This window comes from Pediococcus sp. EKM201D (genome assembly GCF_011800215.1).
Lineage (GTDB): Bacteria > Bacillota > Bacilli > Lactobacillales > Lactobacillaceae > Pediococcus > Pediococcus pentosaceus.
In genome coordinates, this window is record NZ_JAALFK010000002.1 from 336,638 (window position 1) to 356,085 (window position 19,448).

A 19,448-nucleotide genomic window follows, 5' to 3' on the forward strand; every position below is an offset into this window, starting at 1 on the left:
TTCTGATGAAAGTAATTTTTTTGGAAGATGTCAAAGGTAAGGGGAAACGTGGCGAAGTTAAGAACGTTTCCGATGGTTACGCCCAAAATTTCTTAATTAAAAATGGTAAAGCTAAAGCTGCTACAAGCGCTGCGGTAAGCGAATTAAAGGGTCAAAAAAAGGCCGAAGCTAAGCATGAAGCTGAAATTTTGGCTGATGCTGAAAAGCTTAAAACGGTTTTAGAAAATGATAAGACCGTGGTTGAAATCAAAGCCAAGGCTGGAAAAGATGGCCGTCTATTTGGTTCAATTCCGAACAAACAAATCGCTACGGCCCTTGAAAAACAATATAAGATTAAAATTGATAAACGCAAAATTGAGTTGAGCAACCCCATCCGTAGCATGGGCTACACAAACGTTCCCGTTAAGTTACACCAAAAGGTAACAGCAACGATTCGGGTGCATGTAGCTGAGCAATAGGATTACTAAGGCTCTCAACTCAGAGTCTAATTCGTACGGGAGAGTAACATGGACAACGGTATTTTAGAAAATCAAACGCCTCCGCAAAACATTGAGGCCGAAAAGGCGGTTTTGGGAGCTGTTTTCTTAAGTTCAGATGCATTGATTGACGCGATGGAATACGTCACGGCGGAAGATTTTTATAAACACGCTCATCAAGTTATTTTTAAAGTGATGGTTGATTTGAACGATGCGGATGAAGCCATTGACGCATTGACAGTCAACAATGCACTTGAAGAACATAATCAAATCGAAGATGCCGGTGGAATTACTTACATTGCTGAATTGGCAGGATCAGTTCCAACCGCAGCCAATGTCGGCTACTACGCTAAGATTGTTCAAGAAAAATCTTTATTACGAAAATTAATTAAGACAGCAACAGCGATTGCTACAAAAGGTTACACCCAAGATGACGATGTGGCTAATATCTTGGACGAAGCTGAACGTGAAATCATGGATGTTGCTGAAAACCGTAATCAAACGGGTTTTAAGCCAATTGCAGATGTTTTAACAACTTCAATGGAAGAAATTGATCGTCTTTATCAAAATGACGATGAGATTACCGGATTACCAACCGGATTTAAAGAGTTAGATAAAATTACTACTGGATTACATGCAGATGAATTAATTATTCTTGCAGCGCGTCCAGCTGTCGGTAAGACTGCGTTTGCGTTAAATATTGCGCAAAATGTGGGTACTAAGACTGACAAATCAGTGGCTATTTTCAGTTTGGAAATGGGAGCTGAACAGCTGGTAAATCGTATGTTATGTGCGGAAGGAAGTATTGATGCAAATCATTTAAGAACCGGTCAGCTAAATGAAGAAGAATGGCAAAATTTAGTGGTGGCGATGGGTTCTTTAGCTAAGGCAAGTATCTATATCGATGATACTCCGGGAATTAAAATGTCGGAGATTCGTGCAAAATGTCGTCGTCTAGCTAAAGAGCAAGGAAACCTTGGCTTAGTTGTGGTAGATTACTTGCAGCTAATTGAAGGTTCTGGAGAAAATCGTCAGCAAGAAGTTTCAGCTATTTCACGACAACTTAAAAAACTCGCCAAGGAACTAGGCGTACCGGTCATTGCGCTTTCACAGCTTTCACGTGGAGTGGAACAACGCCAAGATAAGCGCCCGGTAATGTCTGATATCCGTGAATCTGGTTCAATTGAACAGGATGCGGATATTGTAGCGTTCCTATACCGTGATGATTATTATGAACGGGAAGATGGCAATGAAGACGCAGATCGAGACCAAGATCCACGGGATGAAGAAGATCAAAATGTTGGTCCCGTTGAAGTTATCATTGAAAAAAACCGTAGTGGGGCTCGTGGTACGGTAAATCTGTTGTTTATTAAGTCGTACAATAAATTTTCTTCGTTAGCTTATATGCCTGAAGCGGGAGCGCATTAGGTATTTGAAAAATGAGATTCATTATTTTCAAGACTGGTTTAAGACTTTTTAGTCTAAATCAGTCTTTTATTATAAAAATTAGGGGAGGAATTATGCGCGAATTAAAATTAAAGTGGTTATTATTAGGAGTTTTGATTGATAGTATTGCGATGAGTTCAGTGTGGCCACTAACAACAATTTATATGAACCAAGAACTAGGCCATTCATTAGTAATGGCAGGGATTGTTTTATTTTTAAACTCAGTTGCTAGTATTTTAGGATCTTTTGTTGCCGGGCGCCTTTATGACAAGTATGATAGCTATTATTTAATCTTAGGTGGAATTGCATTTACCTGGATTTCGTTCTTTACGTTGATTTTCTTCAACGGCTGGCCAGTATATCCGATTGTATTGGTACTAATCGGATTTGGAACAGGTTGGATTGTTGCCTTAAATAACTCAATGGGAACATCAATTAAGAGTAAAGATGGCCGATATGTTTTTAACATGCTATATTTCGTCCAAAATTTAGGGGTCATGCTAGGTACTGCTATTGTGGGAGTTTTATTTAAGCACAGTGTCACGCCGCTTTTCACCATAGCAACCATTATGTTTACGGTATTTTTCATTGTAGCGTTCTTTACTTACCGAATTCCACAAGAAGATCGCCCTGCTCAAGTAGTACAAGAAGACGATCATGAGAAAACTAAAATGCCAAAAGTTAACTTGACAATTATCATGGCATTTTTCATTAGTTTGGTAATTATGTGGATTTTCTATCAACAATGGAATAGTACGGTTTCGATCTATATGCTAAAATTGCACATTCCGCTTCGTTTATACAGCTTTTTATGGACGGTCAATGGATTATTCATTTTAATCGTTCAAGGGCTTCTCAGCTCCAAAGGGGGGCGTTTACTGAAGGATCCATATCATCAAGTCTATTTGGGGATTGCATTTTTTACCCTATCTTTTGGAATTCTAGCCGTAGCACACGAATATTACCACTTTGTAATCGCCATGATTGTTTTAACCATTGGAGAAGCAATTGCCTTTCCATCGATTCCAGCAATCGTTAACAGTCTTTCACCTTATGACCAAAAGGGAAAATATCAAGGTCTAGCAAGTGCTTTTCCTTCGGCTGGCCGGGCAATCGGTCCCTTAGTTGGTAGTATGATAATTGAATCAACCTCATTTGTTTTCCTTTATAGTTTAGGACTATTTACAATTTTAATTGTTTTAGTAGTCATTGCGTTCATTATTGAAGGCACTAAACGGAAAGCAATTTTATACGAATCTAATAAAAAAGGATAGCCTCTAAGGCTATCCTTTTTTATTTAGAAAATAAATAATACCAAAATCAAAGTAATCAAGGCAGGTAAACCTTGGACTAAAAGAATCTTTTTGGCGACGGTGAGAGCACCGTATGCTGCTAAGATAAAAATGCTTGCTAGGAAAAAGATGAGCATCATCTTCATAATAGTTCCTGTTGGAATAAAGAGTGCCAAGAAGAGGGCTAAGGCCACGAAGCCGTTATAAAGACCTTGATTGGCTAACGCCGTTCGTAAATGAGGGCGTTGAACTTCCACTAAGGGAATTTCAAAGGTTTTGGCAAGAAATGCACTAGAACCCAATAATTCAATGCCCATGATGCCAATATGCTCAATGGCTACGAGTGCAACTAAGATAACTGTTAATATATGCAAAATATTCAACTCCTTGTGTCCACCATTATAACGCATCCGTATCTTTTTTGATTAAATTGAAGTTCAGCAATGGAGTTTGAAGCAAAAAATGAACTTCAATTTTAAGGTAGAATGGTCAAAGAACACCAATTGAGTAATGGAAATCTTAATTTTATCGACGTCTAAAAATTAGTTTACGCCGTTGTCGATTTTGTTTTTTCCATATACAATTAAGTCTTGTAATGACTGAAATGAGGAATTGAAATGATTATTTTAGGGGTATTGCTAATAGCATGGGTTGGAGCACTAACGCGTACAGTTTTCGGATTTGGGGAAGCTCTAGTTTCGATGCCATTATTGGCATTAATTGGGTTTGATCTACAGACCAGCACCGCATTAATCGGAGCGGTGGGATTACTAGTTGCTTTACCAGCCACGATTCGTGAGTGGCATCATATTGATTTTAAAGCGGTTCGTCGATTAGTGACAGGTTCACTAATTGGAGTACCTCTAGGAATTTTAGTCATCAAGAAAGTCCCTGCCGCAATTGTGTTACATGGCTTAGGAATTTTTTTAATTGCTTACGGGATTTATAGCTTGTGGCATAGTTTTTCAGGTCGAGTCGGGCGCCCCCATCTACAAGCACAAGGCTATGATTATTTGACCGGAATTATTTCAGGCGCGCTGGGTAGTGCATACAACAGCCATGGTGTGCCAGTGGCCGTATATGGAACTTTGAAAAAATGGTCAGCCCAACAGTTACGGGCCATTCTCCAAGCTCACTTTTTATGTGTGGGAATCTTGGTCGTTGCAAGCCATCTAGCAGCGGGTTTTTGGTCGATAGATGCGTTGGAAGTATTAGCTATGGTTATTCCAGGCTTGCTAGTAGTGGTACCTTTTGGTAATTGGCTAGTAGCGCGAATTGCTCCCGAAAGAGCCATTAAACTTGTGTACGGGGCGCTAATCATTTTTGGAATATTATTAATGACTAAATAAATAAGCGTTACACTAATTTTGGTCTTATTTTAATATCAGATTACAAAGAGAGATATTTCTTGAAAAAAAACGCATTCATTGTTAAGCTAAGGCTAGTTTATTAGGAAGGGATGTCGATGGGATTGAAGATTACAGACTAATTTTGGAAATATTGGAATGACGATTTCTTTATTTTCGGGAGTAGTTTGTAGTTTTTGATACATTCGATGTGCCGACCAAAAATAAATTTTTATTGGTATTATGCACTTTGTATTGCATCAGGCCTGCACACCTGGTGCTTTTTTATGCCTTAAAACGAACTACTCCTCGAAAGAGAGGAGACATAAATGGGAATAATACAATTAAAAAACGTAAGCTTTAGCTACGATAACCAAATAAAACCGGTTTTTGACCAAGTAGCGTTGGAAATCGATGCGAGCTGGAAATTAGGTCTGGTTGGCAGAAATGGGCGTGGTAAAACAACGCTGATGAAGATTTTGCAGAATCAGGTTGAATATGAGGGGAAAGTGGAAACCAACCTGAAGTTCAATTATTTTCCAGCTAAAATTACTGAACCACAGGATTCGGTGCGAATGATCCTGATGAAAATTACTGGTCGCGATTACTCTGATTTCTGGGAGGTTGAGCGAGAATTAGACCAAATTGGACTTGCTGAAGAAATTTTAGAGCAGACTTATGCATCACTAAGTCCGGGGCAACAAACTAAAGCCCTTTTAGCAGCCATGTTTGCAGATCAAAATTCATTTCAATTGATTGATGAACCAACGAATCATTTGGATGCTGCTGGCCGCGACCTTTTAGCTAAATATTTAAAACAAAAACAAGGATACATTGTGGTTAGTCATGATCGTTACTTTTTAAATCAAGTTATTGATCATGTTATTTCAATTGATCGTGCTCAAATTAGTAGCTTTAAGGGGAATTATGAAACCTGGGCAGCTGAACGTGCCAATGCGGATGAACGTGAAATCAGTTTGAATGCCACGATGAAAAAAGATATAAAAAAATTAGAACAGGCCACGCGCCAAAAGCAAGAGTGGTCCCGAGCAACGGAACGTAAAAAAGCTGGCGCTCCGGATAAGGGTTTTGTAGGTCATAAAGCAGCTAAAGTGATGAGCAAAGCCTTGAATATTCGGGATCGGGCTGAGAAAAAATTAACAGATAAGAAACAGTTACTAAAGAATATTGAAATTCAGGATGAACTTCAATTGAATTATCAACCGTATCTTGGACCCCAAAACAATGCTTTACTAGAAGCGGATAGTTTAGTTTTACAACGAGCTGGAAAACTATTAAATCAGCCACTTAATTTTGAACTAAAGAAGAATGAGCGGATGGTTATTCAAGGCGAAAATGGTTCTGGAAAATCAACTTTAATTAAGGCAATGTTGGGACAAAATGAACTAATTGCTGAAGGTAATCTAAAAATACGCGAAAATTTACGAATATCATATTTACCACAGGACTTTGACCAACTCCAAGGCACACTAGAACAGTTTGCTGCCGAAAAGGAGGTTGAAGTTCAGGACTTGCTGGCAATGCTGAGAAAACTGGGTTTTGAACGTACGATGTTTGATTATCGAATTGAGCAGATGAGTATGGGACAGAAGAGAAAAGTTGCCTTAGCTCGGTCGCTGTGTGAAGAAGCCAATCTATATATTTGGGATGAACCCCTAAACTACCTAGATGTAATCACACGGGAACAAATTCAAAATTTAGTTTTGAAGTTCAAGCCCACCTTATTAGTGGTGGAACATGATCGAGAGTTTGTCCAGAAAATTGCAACGCAGACCGTTAACTTAAAAAAATAAGCAAATAATTTTGACACGGTGTCACTTTGTGCTATTCTAGCATTGTTGACACGGTGTCATTTTTATTTTAAGGAGGTGGAGGAGTGGCTTCAGATGTTTTACAGAAGTTGAAACCGGATAAAAGAACGGCCATCGAAGAATCGCTATTATTGGAATTCACGCATCATCCGGTTACAGAAGCACAAGTTGCTCGCATCGTGGAAGGTGCCGGAATTTCACGTGGTGCATTTTATAATTATTTTAAAGATGTACCAGATGCTTACCGTTATTTATATCAAATCGCAATTCAGGATATCCACCAGGCAATTCGGCAAAATGAAAGGCGTGGCGAAAATTTGGTCGATGAAGCTCGCCAATTTATTAAGAATACTCAGAATAGTAAGTATTACAAGCTATTTCAAATGCACTATCACTACAACGAAGTTTATGTGACCAGATTAGTTGCACCACTTGAACCGCATGCTGAGATACAGTGGGCGGAAATGACACTAATCCACGATACAATTCGTTGCGCACTGATTGAACCAGGGACTACCGATGCTCGATTACACCAATTAGAAAAAGTCCTAAAAATTCTGGAGGAATAATTATGTTTCTAGCTTTAAAAGAAATCAAAAAAGAAAAATTACGATACAGTCTAATTATCGGAATGATTGTTTTGATTAGTTATTTAATTTTTATTTTAACTAGTTTAGCACTAGGTTTAGCTCATCAAAATACGGATGCCATTAACTCCTGGAAAGTAGAAACAGTAGTTTTAAACCAAGATGCCAACGTTAATTTAAGTCAGTCGTTGGTGACTGATCAACAAGTAAAAGATCAAAAATTAACTAAAAAAGATGCCTTGATTGGACAAGTTGCGGTAGTAGCTAAAGACCAAAAGGGGAAGCAGGCTAAGATTTCTTCTAGTTTTGTTGGAATTGATAATGATCAATTCATTGCTAAAGACTTGAAACTTACTAGTGGGCATAAAGTGAAGCAAGACCACGAAGTAGTGGTAGATGAAAAATTCGAACAAAGTGGTTACCGACTTGGCGATAAAATCGAATTGAATGATGCAGATAAAGCATTTAAAATTGTCGGTTTTACTAAGAATGCGAAGTTAAATATTGCACCAGTAATTTATGGGAAATTATCCGATTGGCAAGCGCTTAAGCATGCTACACCACAGACTAAGGCTAGTGCAATTGTTTCTAAAACTAAGAATTTAAAGGTTAAGGAACCGCTAAAATCTTACAAAGTTAAATCCTTTATTGAGAAGCTTCCAGGTTACTCAGCTCAGAATATGACCTTCTCACTGATGATAGGATTTTTAATGGTCATTTCTTTAATCGTCATTGCCATCTTCCTATACATCCTTACTATCCAAAAACTTCCAAATTATGCCGTTTTACGAGCTCAAGGAATCCCAAGTAGCGTGTTAGTTTGGAGCACGTTAGCTCAATCACTAATTTTGGTGATTAGTGGAACCATTATTGGAACGGCTCTAACAGCTGCTACAGCTGCTATTTTACCTGCTGCAGTTCCAATGGCATTTGATATTCCAATCCTTGCATCAGTAGCCGTAGGATTGGTAATCACAGGGCTGTTAGGGGGCTTGTTACCAATACGAAGTGTACTAAAACTAGACCCAGTAAGTGTAATTGGAGGATAAATGATGACTGCAATTGAAATGAATAATATCAACCAAATTTATGGAAAAGGGATTGCTAAAGTTCACGTATTACATGACGTTAATTTTAAGGCTGAAGCTGGGACATTGAGCTTGATTATTGGTCCCAGTGGTTCTGGGAAAAGTACATTCTTAACCATTGGGGGCGGGTTGCGGACTCCAACTACTGGACAAGTTAAAGTGAATGGACAAGATTATCAAACTAGTTCCCGTAAAGACCTTGAAAAATTAAGACTTAATAACATTGGTTTCGTTCTACAAAATTACCATTTATTACCATTTCTAACGGTTAAAGATCAATTCAAATTGGTCGATAAAGTAAAAAAAGAAGGTAATTTATCTAAAGAAAGTTTAGATAAATTATTGCAACAACTAGGAATCGAAGATTTAGTTGATAAATTTCCAACAGAGTTATCAGGTGGTCAGCAGCAACGAGTGGCGATTGCTCGGGCCTTGTATCCCGATCCTGCCATTATCTTAGCTGATGAGCCAACGGCGGCTTTGGATAGTGAACGGGTTAAAGAAGTTGGTCGTTTATTTGCGGATCTAGCACACGATCGTCATAAAGCGGTAGTAATTGTTACCCATGATATGCGCTTAAAATCGTATGCTGATCAAATGTTCGAAATTAACGATGGTGTTTTAAAAGAATCAACGTTATAAGTAATAAAAATGATGATAGAAATTTTTTCTATCATTATTTTTTTAACCCAAATTTAACTTCAAAAGGAATAAAATGAAGTTAATAAAACTTGATTTTTAAGCCATGTAACAGGTTTGTTGCTTGGTTTTTAAAATGACTGTGGCAGAGTAGAACTAGAAGGGGTGGTTGGATGTCAATCGGAACAACGTTACAAAAAATACGGCAAGCACGAGATCTTACTCAACAAGAAGTGGCGACACAAATGTATGTTACCAGACAAATGATTTCACGTTGGGAACAAGGAAAAACGATGCCAAATATATATGCTTTAAAAGATCTTGCGCAGTTGTATAATGTTTCGCTCGACCAATTGGTTGCAAGGCATCCCTCTAATTCGAAAGAGGAAGCAGGTCATAAAATGAAAAAAATTAATTGGTTAGCATTATTTGGTTTTTTCTGGTTCAACGTTATTGTCACCATGGGAGTTGTCTTGGCAGTTGCCGGAATCTTATGTGGTCTTTGGATTTCCATCATCGGCTTTATAGTGTCTCCAGCCTTATTAGTAGGTGAATGGCTGGTTGTCCATATGATGGGATGGGTAACTCCTGTTAGTTTAAACTTGTATCAAATCCCGCTGACATTGATGCTTTGTGCAATCGGATTAGGCGCTTTTCCATTGCTAAAGCAGCTGACGATGTATTTAGTAAACTTTTTTGAAAAATATATTAGATATAATCTCCGTTCTATCTATACTGAAAAATGATAAAAAGGCAAATCAACTGACGTTGGTTTGCCTTTTTAAAGTTTGATTTAAAAGTAATCCCATAGCATAGGTGGTTCTTTACGTAAGGTAGCATCTAAATTTGTGATAGCCTCATAGCTACCGCGAATCGCTCCAATTCGATTAAGTTCATTTAAGGAACGATAACCTAATAAAACTTTAGTGAGTTCTTGAATAGATATACGAATGTCAGCCATATTATTTTCGTTATCACTAATTTTCTCAAAGCTAGTGCCATTGGCATTGATTAAAAGACGCCAAATTCCGTTATTAGCCGGAAGCATTTTATCAGCAACTGCAACACGAGTGCTTTTGATTTTCTTTAAGAATGGATAGTGATTAATGAAGGTTTCAAGGTTAATAATGCGAGCCATCATGTAAGGCTTAATCTGAACTTCAACATTGGATGGATTCTTTAGAATGTCAGGATGGCCTAAAGGGTCACCACTGGCGTATTCGAAAGTTGAAAACATCGACTCATGTTGGCAGACAAAGCGACTTAGATACTGGAAACTTTCCCAATTAGTAAACATGATTTCTTGAATCGAGAAGGTAGTATCAAGCCCCTCGTAGATAACGTACCCCGCAGATAAATGGTCTTCAGAGAAGTAGACGCCCACCTGCCAATGAGGATGCTTGAGAACGAGATAATCCCACCACCAATCCTCACGAATTAAACCAGCATTGTGGCTGTTGGGATTATTAGCATAAACTTCCTTAATAAATGGAATAGCTTCGGCTAAGGTTAAACGTTCAATACTACCAATCTTTTTGTCAATCTTTACTCTCGGTAAGTCGGTGTTTTTAACCCGATAGATGGTACGATCAAAAACTTCTTCATACCCAAAACGACGATAGAAATCGTATGAAAATGGAGCAAGATATGAGAGAGCAACGTTGTCTTCTAACATATCGTTAAAAGCTTGTTGCATGAGTTGGGTAATTGCTCCGTTACCGCCGTATTCGGGATAACTCATGACATCGCCAATCCCATTCATCTTGTATTTCACACCATGAAAGTTAACGTGAAATGGAATACTTAACATCCCGCTTCCGAGTTTTCCATTATGTTTGATTCCATATTTTAAAGCATGGTTGTAGCGATGGTCAAAGAAAGCTCGTCGTCCTTTTGAATCTAAGTTCGTAAAGGCGTACAGGTATAGTTGATAAAATTCTTCCAAATCTTTTTGGGTTAACTGTTCTAATTTATCCATGTCGTTGGGCCTCATTAATTTTTATTAACTGCTTTTCGTTTTAGAAGTGCTCCTAGTACTACAAATACTATTATACCAGCGATTTCAACTACTCGATTAGTTAGGGTTGAAGTTAAATGAAGTTGGGTCATCGCAATAGCAAGAGCTGCAATCAAGATCGCACCTACTACACTATATTTTAATAGAATTTTGATTTTCATGAAAGATTAAGCCTCACTTGCTTCTTGGGCAACCATTTGTTTTTCAGCCACTTTGAAGAAGGGATAGTAGATTGCTCCGGCAATGACTAGTTCAATTGCTGACCAAACTCCTGCACGCCAATCCCAACCAGTTGCCATTAAAGGTCCGATAATTGGTGGCATGGTCCAAGGAACCATCATTACGGCTGGGCGAACTAAATGGACGCTCATCAAAATGTAGGTTAGGACCGTTAAAATTTGAGGAATCACAATAAAAGGAATCAAGGTGATTGGATTCATAACTATTGGGAAACCAAAAATTACGGGTTCATTAATTTCAAATAAGGCACCGGGGAAGGCAACTTTACCAAGTTCTCGATAAGCCTTACTCTTGGATGAAAGCATCCAAAATACAAGCATAATGGTTGCACCGGTTCCACCAACATTAACAAATAAACTAGAAAAACCAGATGATGTTAAGTATGGTATAGCTTGATGGTGTGCGTAAGCTATACCATTAGCTGTTAGAAATTGAAGGAAGATTGGATCCGAGATCCCTTCGAGTGTCATATCCCCATGGATACCAGCTACCCACAAAACACTAACTAATAACGTGTAGAACATAATTCCTGGTAGACTGTTCATAGCAAATAATAGGGGATGGAAGATGCTTTGAACAAATAGATTAATATCAAAATGAAGGGGAACTCGAAGCCCCCAGAATAATAGCAAAACTAAAAAACCAGGAATTAGTGAAACAAATGATTGGCTAACAGCAGCTGGAACACCATTTGGCAGTTTAATAACCCAATTTTTTTTAACGAATAAGTTCAAAATCAAAACGGAAATAAATGAACAAACAATCGCTGTAAACAAGCCAGATGAAGCGAAGTTTGCAGTATCGAGGGTGTATTTACTGTTGAATGAAGCCACGATAAAAGCCATCGTGGAAAGTCCAGCGCCATTGATAGCGTCTAACTCCAAAGCTTTAGCTAATTCGTAACCAATTCCGATGGCAGCTAACAATGAAATGATTCCGAAAGAACCATTAACTGCAACTCCCATGGCGTCCATATATGGTTTCATAAAATTCGTCCAGGCAGGGATTGGAATATTAGCAATAATTAAGAAAATTGAACCACTAATCACAGCCGGTAGGGTTAATACTAGTCCGTTACGAATGGAAACCAGATATTTATTATTCCCCGCTTTAGCAAGTGGTGGCATTAGGACATTTTGTAACCAGTCCATAAATTTATTCATGAAAAATCTCCTCCTTTATATTTTGGTAACAAAAACAGTATAGTGATAAAAATCATTAATGTAAACCCTTACAAATGATATATAACTAAAAAATGACACAAAAATGCTAAATGTGATGATATTTTAATTATTTTTACTAAAAAATATAATGGAATATACCAATTAACGTTACGAGATAATTTTTTATTTAATAAATTATCAGTGAAATAAAAAAGCGCTAATTATCAGAGCAGTACCGATAATTTAGCGCCCCTTATTAATCGACTTTCACGAGTGCTACGTCTTCACCTTTAGCTTGTAAAGTGCTAACGTGCATTTCGCCCCAACTACACAATGTGTCGAGCAATTTTTCAAGCGATTTTCCATAATCGCTTAGGTAATATTCCACTTTAGGTGGAACGGTGTTGTATGATTTACGAACTACAATGTTATCCTGTTCCAACTCCCGAAGTTGTTGGGTTAACATTTTTTGACTAATTCCTTGGATATTACGCCGTAATTCACTAGGACGTTGTTGTCCATGGCGGAGGTTACATAGGATGATGGGCTTCCATTTACCGCCGATAACATCCATTGTCGCTTCCACACCAATATTATAAATTCGTTTTGTCATAAAGTTTCGCTCCTTTTTTGCCAGTATAACACAAAGCATACTTTTTGGTATGTATAGCACAATAAAGTGGGTACTAGCTGAATAGAAACAGTTTAGTTATAGTTAAAATTATAATTGAACTTCAAAGGAGAAAAAAATGATTAATTCTTTAAACGATCGCATAATGTTAAATAATGGAACTGCAATCCCAGGGCTAGGTCTGGGAGTTTTTCAAATTCCAGATGCAGATACGGCTCAAGTAGTTGCAAATGGAATCAAAAATGGTTACCGTTTAATCGACACAGCACAGATTTACGGAAATGAAGCGGGAACTGGAGCAGGTATTAAAGCCGGGTTGACGGCAACTGGTTTGAAGCGAGCCGATTTATTTGTCACTTCTAAGGTTTGGAATGACCACTTATCGTACGATGAAACGATAGCAGCCTTTGAGAGTAGTCTAAAGAAGTTAGGTTTAGATTATTTGGATCTTTATCTAATTCATTGGCCAGGAGATAATGCATTTCAAGATGCATGGCGAGCACTAGAAACTTTATATAAACAAGGAAAGATTAAAGCGATTGGTGTAAGTAATTTCCAAATTCACCATCTCCAAGCTCTAGCGGAATTTGCTGAAATTACACCGGTGATTAATCAAATCGAAACTCATCCGCAATTAAGTCAGCTCGAGATGCGAGAATATGCAGCTAAACATGATATCAAAGTCCAAGCTTGGTCACCTTTGATGCAAGGAAAAATCTTAGACAACGCTGTGTTAGCTAAGATTGCCCAAAAGTACAATAAGTCTGTCGCTCAGATTGTCCTACGGTGGGATGTTCAACAAAATATTTTGTTAGTAGTTAAATCAGTCCGTGCCGAACGAATGCTAAGTAACGCGCAGATTTTTGATTTCGAATTAGCACCGGAAGATATGGACCAAATTAATGCTTTGAATGAAAACTTGCGCGTCGGACCTAACCCAGATGAATTTGATTTTTAGATTTTAGAAGGAGGTAAACTATGGATTTACATTTAACACATAAATTAGCTTTGATTACCGGCTCAACTAAAGGGATTGGGAAAGCCATTGCTACAGAATTAGCCCGTGAGGGGGCTGACGTAATCATTAACGGACGGAATCAAGATGAGGTTGATCAAGTCGTGGCTGATATTAAAACCCAATTTCCAAATACTAATCCGCAAGGTGCAGCTGCTGATATTGCCAATGAAGCTAGTCGAACACACCTCTTTGAGCAGTATCCCAAGGTTGATATCTTAATCAATAACATGGGAATCTTTCAACCGATGGAATATGCCGATATTGATGATGCTACATGGAATAAATTTTTCCAGATTAACGTATTAGCTGGGAATGCTTTAGCTAAATTTTACTTGCCTAAAATGTTAGATCAGGATTTTGGAAGGATCATTTTTATTGCTAGCGAAGAAGCCGTGATGCCATCGGGAGAAATGCCTCAATACAGCATGACTAAGACCATGAATTTGTCGTTAGCTAAGAGCTTATCGAAACTAACGGTTGCTACACATGTGACGGTTAATACCATAATGCCAGGTTCGACATTAACTGAAGGGGTACAGCAAATGCTAGAAGATATGTACGCTGATAGTGATTTGCCTAAATCAGAATGGGAAGCGGACTTTATGAAAAACCATCGTTCCCGTTCTCAAATTCAACGTTTGATTCGTCCGGAAGAAATTGGCCGTTTTGCAGCCTTTGTTGCTAGTCCAGATGCATCGTCATTTTCTGGTGAAGCATTGCGGATTGATGGTGGATTAGTGCCAACTATTTTTTAAAACGCCAACGCATATCATTATCAATTAACCACTAATTTCTCTATACTGTAGTTAAGGTATTGTTAACGCTTTAAATACGACAAGGAGGAATTTTATGGCAAAAGAAATCGGCATTATCGTTGGTAGTTTGCGTGAAGGTTCATTAAATCGACTTGTGGCAAAAACATTTGAAAGTATCTTACCTAAAGAATACGAGGCAACGTGGATTGAGATTGGCGATTTGCCATTGTATAACGAAGATTTAGATCAAGGTGAAATCCCAGCAGAATGGCAAAGGCTACGTGATACTGTGCAAAATGTAGCAGGGGTAATGTTCTTTACTCCTGAATATAATCGTTCGGTACCAGCGGCTTTAAAGAACGCAATTGATGTTGGTTCTAGACCCATGGGCGAAAACGTTTGGGGTGGCAAACCAGCTTTGGTTGTATCGGCTTCCCCTGGAGCAATTGGTGGGTTTGGGGCAAACCAACACCTTCGCCAGTCTTTGGTATTTGTTGATATGCCAACCCTTCAACAACCGGAAGCTTATATTGGTAATGTTCCGCAACATCTGGATGGTGACCATTTTGATCAATCGACTACGCAATTCTTTAGTACCATTCTTGATTCATATTTAGATTTTTTAGAGCGTTTTACTAACTAACTTAAACTAAATTATGCAAATAAAAATAGCCTAACCAGACGGAAATTCCGTGGGTTAGGCTATTTTTCATTGTGCTTTTTCCCCTTTAGCACGTGATCAGCATGTTCAAGAGTTTCATTAACAATATCTAAGATATGCGGATCATCGAGTTCATAAAAAATCGATTTACCATCACGTTTAGTTGAAACTAACTGGTATTTACGCAAATCTGATAGATGGTGAGAGACCAACGACTGATCGAGATGGAGAAGTTCTACAATTTCAGAAACACTGAGGCTCTGCTGCGACAGAATGTATAAAATTTGAAGTCGCACCGGGTTTTTAAGCAAGCTAAGAATTTTTTGGGTCTCAGCGAGCATCACATCGTCAATTAATTTTATATTTTTTTGCTTCATATTAACTTCCTTTCATATGAATATGTTATCATATGTATGTAAAATAAGGTTGGGGAGGAAAAGCGATGATAAAAGATATTTTAACAGGTGTAACTGCATATATATCAACTAGTATAGACTATTTAATCGTTTTGATGGTCGTATTTGCGATGGTTCCTAAAAATAAGCGTATTTTAGTTTACTTTGGTGATATTGTTGGTACAACTGTTTTAGTTTCAGCAAGTTTAATGATTGCATTGGTTTTAAAGTCCGTCCCCGACGAATGGATACTAGGATTGCTGGGATTAATACCAATTGCTATGGGTATCAAGTTGATAGTTGCGGGCGCTGCTGACGATGAAGATGTGATTCAAAAGCAAATCAACAATCGGCGCGGCGTAATCTTGAATGTTGCTTTTATTACAATTGCGACTTGTGGAGCGGATAATATTGGAATATATGTCCCAATATTTACGCAGTTGAGCGTGGCTAGTTTAATAGTTGTTTTACTAACGTTTGTAGTTATGATGACCTTGTTTGCGCTATTAGGATATCTATTAGTTTGCCTCCCAACAGTGGCAAAGATTTTTGATCGATGGGGAACTTTAGTAACCATTATTGTTTACATTGGATTGGGAATCTATATCCTCTTTGAGAGTGGAACTATTCAACATTTTATTAATCTGATATAAAGTTAATCACAGTCTATGAACTATGCTTTTTTACTCTATGGTATAAAAGTCATTGAGTATTAGGAAGTAAAAGCTTACTATAAAAGGTATATATAGTAATTAAAAAGTCTTTTGGAGGAGTTTTTATGAATAAAAAAAGAATCACTGGTGCAGCTTTAGCTACTGCGCTTTTATTTGCACCTTTAGCTATCCAAACTTCTACAGCAATGGCCGATAGTTTTTATACACAACAAACCAATGCTGAACGTGCCGATATTACTAACTGGGTAGCTAATACGACTGAAGACATTAGTAATAATATTAGTGCTCAACATATTGATACTAACAATTTGCATGGAAATAAATACGTAATTCAATGGGGAGACACACTTTCTGGTATTTCAGATGCTACAGGCATCTCCATGGCTAAATTAGCTTATGATAATAATATACAAAATATCGACTTAATCTACGCTGGTGATACCTTAGTTCTAAATCGTGATGGTGAAGTACCATCGGATTGGCACTATTATGGTGATGGTGTTTATGTTGCTAAGACCAAGGTAACTATCAATAACTTCGTTGATAATAGCCATAACACGGTAAACATTAATGTTTCACCAATAAGTCATGAAGAAGGAAGTTCATCTAGTAAATCAAAAGATGATAGTAACGAATATATATCTGATTTAGATCCAGATGGTAAGAAGGGTGAAGCAGCTAGTGATACTGATAGTTCATCAGATTCTAAATCAAGTTCTAAGAATCATCATTCAGATTCTAAATCAGATAGCGATGAAATGGATGAAAGTGACTTCTCAGATGCAGTTAGCAATGAAGTATCTAGTAAGTTAGGTTTGAATGATGGCAAGCTAACTGTAGACTTCACTGGTAAAGATGATGACTCTGATTCAGATGTTAATACTGATGATACAAGTGACGACTCTGATTCAGATACAGAAGATGTTTATGATAATAATCAAAATATTTCAACCGGTAGTGATAAGCTTACAGATGAAAACGCTGAAAAATTAGCTGACAAGATTGTTGCACAACTTAAGGCTGATGGTAAGACTAAAGATATCGATAAAGCGGATAATGTTGAATTGATGATTGAAGCTAACGATGATGACTTTAGTTTCAACGTAACTTTAACAACTACCGATGATTCCGATTCAGATGAAGACAGCAATAGTGATGATAGTGATGCTGATACAGATAGTGAAGGTGCAGATTCAGAAGATACCGATACAGATTCAGAAGACGTAGACTCAAGTTCTGATGAAAGCTCCGATGAAGATACTGACTTTGATGACGAATCAGAAGACGCTGATACAGATACTGAAGATGAAGATCAAAACTCAAGTTCTGAAGACGAAGATAGTAATAACCAAGTCACAACTAATGATGACGAAAATACAGATACTGAAGAATAATTAACCGAGAGGAACTTTGGCTGATGAAGAAGAAATGGACAATTATTGGGATCATCGTTGCTGTGATCGTAATCGTATGTGGCGGTGTGTACTGGAATATGGGACACTCCGTAGCTAAAAAAATACCGGGTAACACTTATCTTTACCAGAGTGTTTCAAAAGATAAGACTTTATATGTTACCTTTGCTAAGAGTGGTGATCGGGCCGTAGTTAATTCCGATAAGGCTACTGCCCTCAAGGCAGGTAAGAGTCAACAAGATTTTGACAAAGAATATAAGGCTCAATCTAAGTTAACTTCTTGGAATTATAAAGCTGAAGGTGGAACTTTAACTCTGGCTCAAGAAACTAAAGATGGTAAAATTTCACAATGGCAATATAACGGAATTTTAGCGACAAGTAAGAAATTTACTGCCCACAGTTTTACTTATCAAATTGCTAAAGCTGGACAAGGTCAAGTGAAGAGTAAGACGGTATTTGAAAAGATTAATTAACTTAATTTAAGTTAAATGAAACTGCGCTAAAAGGTGATAAAAGCCTCCAAAGAGGATTTCACCTGATGGTACAGTTTTTGGTTACTCTAAGCCTAAAGTAGTAGATTAATTAGGACATAGCTTGCTGGAAAATTAAAAAGTTGCTATGATTAGGTTAAATTAAAACGGAAATCACCACCGGGTGGTCAGGCATTTGTAAAGCTCATTAGGTCAATGAAGAGCTTTACGGATGCCTTTTTTATTTTTTAGGAGGAATTGAAGATGACATGGTTTTATTTAGTTTTGGCAGGTATTTTTGAAGTCGTATGGGCAACTACTATGAAGCTCAGCGAAGGATTTAGTGTTCTAACATATGGAATCGCGACCGCAGTGGGGATGATTATGAGCTTTGTATTTTTATCATTGGCGATTAAACAGATGCCTCTTAGTTTAGCTTATCCGATTTGGACGGGAATTGGTGCAGTGGGTTCAATCATTGTCGGCGTAATCTTATTTCATGATCAAATTCCTAATATTACGTGGGTTTTTATTATAATGTTGATTGTTGGGATTATAGGAATTAAGATGACTGCAGGACATTAAAACGGCGGAGGATGTAGGAGTGCAAAAACCTAAAATAGTTATTGATAATTTACCAGAGGAGTCATTTTTTGAGATTTACAAGGATGAAGACCGGATGCTGATAAATCATCAAATTAGAAATCAAAATGCTGAAAAGCAATTCCTTGAACGGGGCATCATCGAACAATCTTACTTTGAACACGTTAAGTTTAATCAAAGTGATTTTTATCGGCTAGAGTTAACCGACTCGATTTTTGTTGGCTGTGATTTTTCAAACTGTAAAATGGAAGAAGCAGTTTTTTATCGATGTGAATTTAGAAATTGCAAGATGCTAGGGATCAACTTGAATGGCGCAATTTTTAACAACGTTCTGTTAGATGGGACGAATATGCAGTTAGCAGCTCTAAATCAAATGAAAGTTAAAGATACAATGTTCAATGCCTGCAATCTAAAAGATAGTAGTTTTGCTGAAAATAAACTACAAGGAGCAGTTCAATTTGAACATTGTGAAATTGACCAAATGTCCTTTTATGATACATCGCTGAAGCATGTTAATCTCAGTACATGTTTTTTTGAAAAAATTGATGTAGAAGAGCGTTTAATTAGAGGAATGCAGGTCAATGCTACTCAAGCGGCCCAAATTGCGCAATATCTATTAGGTTTACGTGTAGAATATTAAAAAACTACGACTTTAGGTAATTTTCGAAGTGAATTTCGTACTTCGAAGGATTCATTACCTTTT

Annotated in this window: 23 protein-coding genes; 17 read left to right on the top strand and 6 right to left on the bottom strand. The window is 37.6% G+C overall.

The genetic code is table 11. The features are described from left to right. Positions 1-5 precede the first annotated feature (5 nt). The 3 genes from rplI (at position 6) to HFC68_RS04460 (ending at position 3,196) form a co-directional block, all read left to right on the top strand. The gene (gene rplI, locus HFC68_RS04450; protein WP_011672767.1) at positions 6-458 is read left to right on the top strand and encodes a 50S ribosomal protein L9; all 453 of its coding nucleotides are present in this window, start codon (positions 6-8) and stop codon (positions 456-458) included. Between the two features lie 48 nt (positions 459-506). Beyond that, positions 507-1,904: a replicative DNA helicase gene (gene dnaB, locus HFC68_RS04455; protein ID WP_002833870.1), complete on the top strand. Its 1,398-nt coding sequence runs from the start codon at positions 507-509 to the stop codon at positions 1,902-1,904. Positions 1,905-1,996: 92 nt separating this feature from the next. Then, positions 1,997-3,196, top strand: coding sequence for an MFS transporter (locus HFC68_RS04460; RefSeq protein WP_011672768.1), 1,200 nt, complete (start codon positions 1,997-1,999; stop codon positions 3,194-3,196). Positions 3,197-3,219: 23 nt separating this feature from the next. Here the strand turns inward: HFC68_RS04460 and HFC68_RS04465 are convergent, their stop codons facing one another. Continuing rightward, entirely contained in the window at positions 3,220-3,588 is a 369-nt protein-coding gene (locus HFC68_RS04465) for a DUF1304 domain-containing protein (protein WP_002833872.1), read from the bottom strand. Positions 3,589-3,831: 243 nt separating this feature from the next. Here HFC68_RS04465 and HFC68_RS04470 point away from each other — a divergent pair, with 243 nt between their 5' ends. The 6 genes from HFC68_RS04470 to HFC68_RS04495 all read left to right on the top strand — a co-directional run bounded on the left by HFC68_RS04470 (position 3,832) and on the right by HFC68_RS04495 (position 9,452). Beyond that, a complete protein-coding gene (locus tag HFC68_RS04470; RefSeq protein WP_011672769.1) occupies positions 3,832-4,563 on the top strand; it encodes a sulfite exporter TauE/SafE family protein in 732 nt (243 codons plus the stop codon). Between the two features lie 326 nt (positions 4,564-4,889). Continuing rightward, positions 4,890-6,374 carry a ribosomal protection-like ABC-F family protein gene (gene abc-f, locus HFC68_RS04475; protein ID WP_011672770.1) on the top strand — a complete coding sequence of 495 codons (1,485 nt, stop codon included), beginning with the start codon at positions 4,890-4,892 and terminating at the stop codon, positions 6,372-6,374. An 83-nt stretch (positions 6,375-6,457) separates the two neighbouring features. Then, the gene (locus tag HFC68_RS04480) at positions 6,458-6,961 is read left to right on the top strand and encodes a TetR/AcrR family transcriptional regulator (RefSeq protein ID WP_011672771.1); all 504 of its coding nucleotides are present in this window, start codon (positions 6,458-6,460) and stop codon (positions 6,959-6,961) included. A 2-nt stretch (positions 6,962-6,963) separates the two neighbouring features. Then, positions 6,964-8,028: an ABC transporter permease gene (locus HFC68_RS04485; protein ID WP_002833877.1), complete on the top strand. Its 1,065-nt coding sequence runs from the start codon at positions 6,964-6,966 to the stop codon at positions 8,026-8,028. 3 nt (positions 8,029-8,031) lie between these two features. Next, on the top strand, positions 8,032-8,709 hold the full coding sequence (locus HFC68_RS04490) for an ABC transporter ATP-binding protein (RefSeq protein ID WP_002833878.1): 678 nt from the start codon (positions 8,032-8,034) through the stop codon (positions 8,707-8,709). Between the two features lie 170 nt (positions 8,710-8,879). Then, a complete protein-coding gene (locus tag HFC68_RS04495; RefSeq protein WP_167399700.1) occupies positions 8,880-9,452 on the top strand; it encodes a helix-turn-helix domain-containing protein in 573 nt (190 codons plus the stop codon). 47 nt (positions 9,453-9,499) lie between these two features. On the opposite strand, the gene eis is transcribed toward HFC68_RS04495, so the two are convergent. From eis to HFC68_RS04515, 4 genes are all read right to left on the bottom strand, one after another. After that, positions 9,500-10,684, bottom strand: a complete 1,185-nt coding sequence (eis, locus tag HFC68_RS04500) for an enhanced intracellular survival protein Eis (protein WP_167399701.1) — start codon at positions 10,682-10,684, stop codon at positions 9,500-9,502. Positions 10,685-10,698: 14 nt separating this feature from the next. Then, the gene (locus HFC68_RS04505) at positions 10,699-10,884 is read right to left on the bottom strand and encodes a hypothetical protein (RefSeq protein WP_011672774.1); all 186 of its coding nucleotides are present in this window, start codon (positions 10,882-10,884) and stop codon (positions 10,699-10,701) included. Positions 10,885-10,890: 6 nt separating this feature from the next. Next, the gene (locus HFC68_RS04510; protein WP_011672775.1) at positions 10,891-12,126 is read right to left on the bottom strand and encodes a PTS sugar transporter subunit IIC; all 1,236 of its coding nucleotides are present in this window, start codon (positions 12,124-12,126) and stop codon (positions 10,891-10,893) included. Between the two features lie 256 nt (positions 12,127-12,382). Next, entirely contained in the window at positions 12,383-12,739 is a 357-nt protein-coding gene (locus HFC68_RS04515) for a helix-turn-helix domain-containing protein (RefSeq protein ID WP_011672776.1), read from the bottom strand. A 136-nt stretch (positions 12,740-12,875) separates the two neighbouring features. Here HFC68_RS04515 and HFC68_RS04520 point away from each other — a divergent pair, with 136 nt between their 5' ends. From HFC68_RS04520 to HFC68_RS04530, 3 genes are all read left to right on the top strand, one after another. Beyond that, positions 12,876-13,715: an aldo/keto reductase gene (locus tag HFC68_RS04520; RefSeq protein ID WP_011672777.1), complete on the top strand. Its 840-nt coding sequence runs from the start codon at positions 12,876-12,878 to the stop codon at positions 13,713-13,715. 20 nt (positions 13,716-13,735) lie between these two features. Beyond that, positions 13,736-14,530 (top strand): SDR family NAD(P)-dependent oxidoreductase, encoded by a 795-nt coding sequence (locus HFC68_RS04525; RefSeq protein WP_011672778.1) that lies wholly within the window; start codon positions 13,736-13,738, stop codon positions 14,528-14,530. A gap of 94 nt (positions 14,531-14,624) precedes the next feature. Further along, a complete protein-coding gene (locus tag HFC68_RS04530) occupies positions 14,625-15,173 on the top strand; it encodes an NADPH-dependent FMN reductase (protein ID WP_011672779.1) in 549 nt (182 codons plus the stop codon). Positions 15,174-15,232: 59 nt separating this feature from the next. Here HFC68_RS04530 and HFC68_RS04535 read toward each other — a convergent pair whose 3' ends face one another. Further along, the gene (locus HFC68_RS04535; RefSeq protein WP_011672780.1) at positions 15,233-15,568 is read right to left on the bottom strand and encodes a helix-turn-helix transcriptional regulator; all 336 of its coding nucleotides are present in this window, start codon (positions 15,566-15,568) and stop codon (positions 15,233-15,235) included. A gap of 65 nt (positions 15,569-15,633) precedes the next feature. Here HFC68_RS04535 and HFC68_RS04540 point away from each other — a divergent pair, with 65 nt between their 5' ends. The 5 genes from HFC68_RS04540 (at position 15,634) to HFC68_RS04560 (ending at position 19,385) form a co-directional block, all read left to right on the top strand. Further along, the gene (locus HFC68_RS04540; protein ID WP_011672781.1) at positions 15,634-16,239 is read left to right on the top strand and encodes a cadmium resistance transporter; all 606 of its coding nucleotides are present in this window, start codon (positions 15,634-15,636) and stop codon (positions 16,237-16,239) included. A gap of 125 nt (positions 16,240-16,364) precedes the next feature. After that, complete coding sequence (locus tag HFC68_RS04545) at positions 16,365-17,654, top strand: LysM domain-containing protein (protein WP_011672782.1); 1,290 nt, start codon at positions 16,365-16,367, stop codon at positions 17,652-17,654. 23 nt (positions 17,655-17,677) lie between these two features. After that, complete coding sequence (locus HFC68_RS04550) at positions 17,678-18,145, top strand: hypothetical protein (RefSeq protein WP_011672783.1); 468 nt, start codon at positions 17,678-17,680, stop codon at positions 18,143-18,145. 261 nt (positions 18,146-18,406) lie between these two features. Further along, positions 18,407-18,727, top strand: coding sequence for a multidrug efflux SMR transporter (locus HFC68_RS04555; RefSeq protein ID WP_002833891.1), 321 nt, complete (start codon positions 18,407-18,409; stop codon positions 18,725-18,727). A 19-nt stretch (positions 18,728-18,746) separates the two neighbouring features. After that, entirely contained in the window at positions 18,747-19,385 is a 639-nt protein-coding gene (locus HFC68_RS04560; protein ID WP_002833892.1) for a pentapeptide repeat-containing protein, read from the top strand. Positions 19,386-19,448 lie beyond the last annotated feature (63 nt).

Bases quoted from the DNA above. Each gene is read 5' to 3' on its own strand.
- rplI (WP_011672767.1), top strand. From the start codon at position 6: ATGAAAGTAATTTTTTTGGAAGATGTCAAAGGTAAGGGGAAACGTGGC.
- dnaB (WP_002833870.1), top strand. From the start codon at position 507: ATGGACAACGGTATTTTAGAAAATCAAACGCCTCCGCAAAACATTGAG.
- HFC68_RS04460 (WP_011672768.1), top strand. From the start codon at position 1,997: ATGCGCGAATTAAAATTAAAGTGGTTATTATTAGGAGTTTTGATTGAT.
- HFC68_RS04470 (WP_011672769.1), top strand. From the start codon at position 3,832: ATGATTATTTTAGGGGTATTGCTAATAGCATGGGTTGGAGCACTAACG.
- abc-f (WP_011672770.1), top strand. From the start codon at position 4,890: ATGGGAATAATACAATTAAAAAACGTAAGCTTTAGCTACGATAACCAA.
- HFC68_RS04485 (WP_002833877.1), top strand. From the start codon at position 6,964: ATGTTTCTAGCTTTAAAAGAAATCAAAAAAGAAAAATTACGATACAGT.
- HFC68_RS04490 (WP_002833878.1), top strand. From the start codon at position 8,032: ATGACTGCAATTGAAATGAATAATATCAACCAAATTTATGGAAAAGGG.
- HFC68_RS04495 (WP_167399700.1), top strand. From the start codon at position 8,880: ATGTCAATCGGAACAACGTTACAAAAAATACGGCAAGCACGAGATCTT.
- eis (WP_167399701.1), bottom strand. From the start codon at position 10,684: ATGGATAAATTAGAACAGTTAACCCAAAAAGATTTGGAAGAATTTTAT.
- HFC68_RS04505 (WP_011672774.1), bottom strand. From the start codon at position 10,884: ATGAAAATCAAAATTCTATTAAAATATAGTGTAGTAGGTGCGATCTTG.
- HFC68_RS04510 (WP_011672775.1), bottom strand. From the start codon at position 12,126: ATGAATAAATTTATGGACTGGTTACAAAATGTCCTAATGCCACCACTT.
- HFC68_RS04515 (WP_011672776.1), bottom strand. From the start codon at position 12,739: ATGACAAAACGAATTTATAATATTGGTGTGGAAGCGACAATGGATGTT.
- HFC68_RS04520 (WP_011672777.1), top strand. From the start codon at position 12,876: ATGATTAATTCTTTAAACGATCGCATAATGTTAAATAATGGAACTGCA.
- HFC68_RS04525 (WP_011672778.1), top strand. From the start codon at position 13,736: ATGGATTTACATTTAACACATAAATTAGCTTTGATTACCGGCTCAACT.
- HFC68_RS04530 (WP_011672779.1), top strand. From the start codon at position 14,625: ATGGCAAAAGAAATCGGCATTATCGTTGGTAGTTTGCGTGAAGGTTCA.
- HFC68_RS04535 (WP_011672780.1), bottom strand. From the start codon at position 15,568: ATGAAGCAAAAAAATATAAAATTAATTGACGATGTGATGCTCGCTGAG.
- HFC68_RS04540 (WP_011672781.1), top strand. From the start codon at position 15,634: ATGATAAAAGATATTTTAACAGGTGTAACTGCATATATATCAACTAGT.
- HFC68_RS04545 (WP_011672782.1), top strand. From the start codon at position 16,365: ATGAATAAAAAAAGAATCACTGGTGCAGCTTTAGCTACTGCGCTTTTA.
- HFC68_RS04550 (WP_011672783.1), top strand. From the start codon at position 17,678: ATGAAGAAGAAATGGACAATTATTGGGATCATCGTTGCTGTGATCGTA.
- HFC68_RS04555 (WP_002833891.1), top strand. From the start codon at position 18,407: ATGACATGGTTTTATTTAGTTTTGGCAGGTATTTTTGAAGTCGTATGG.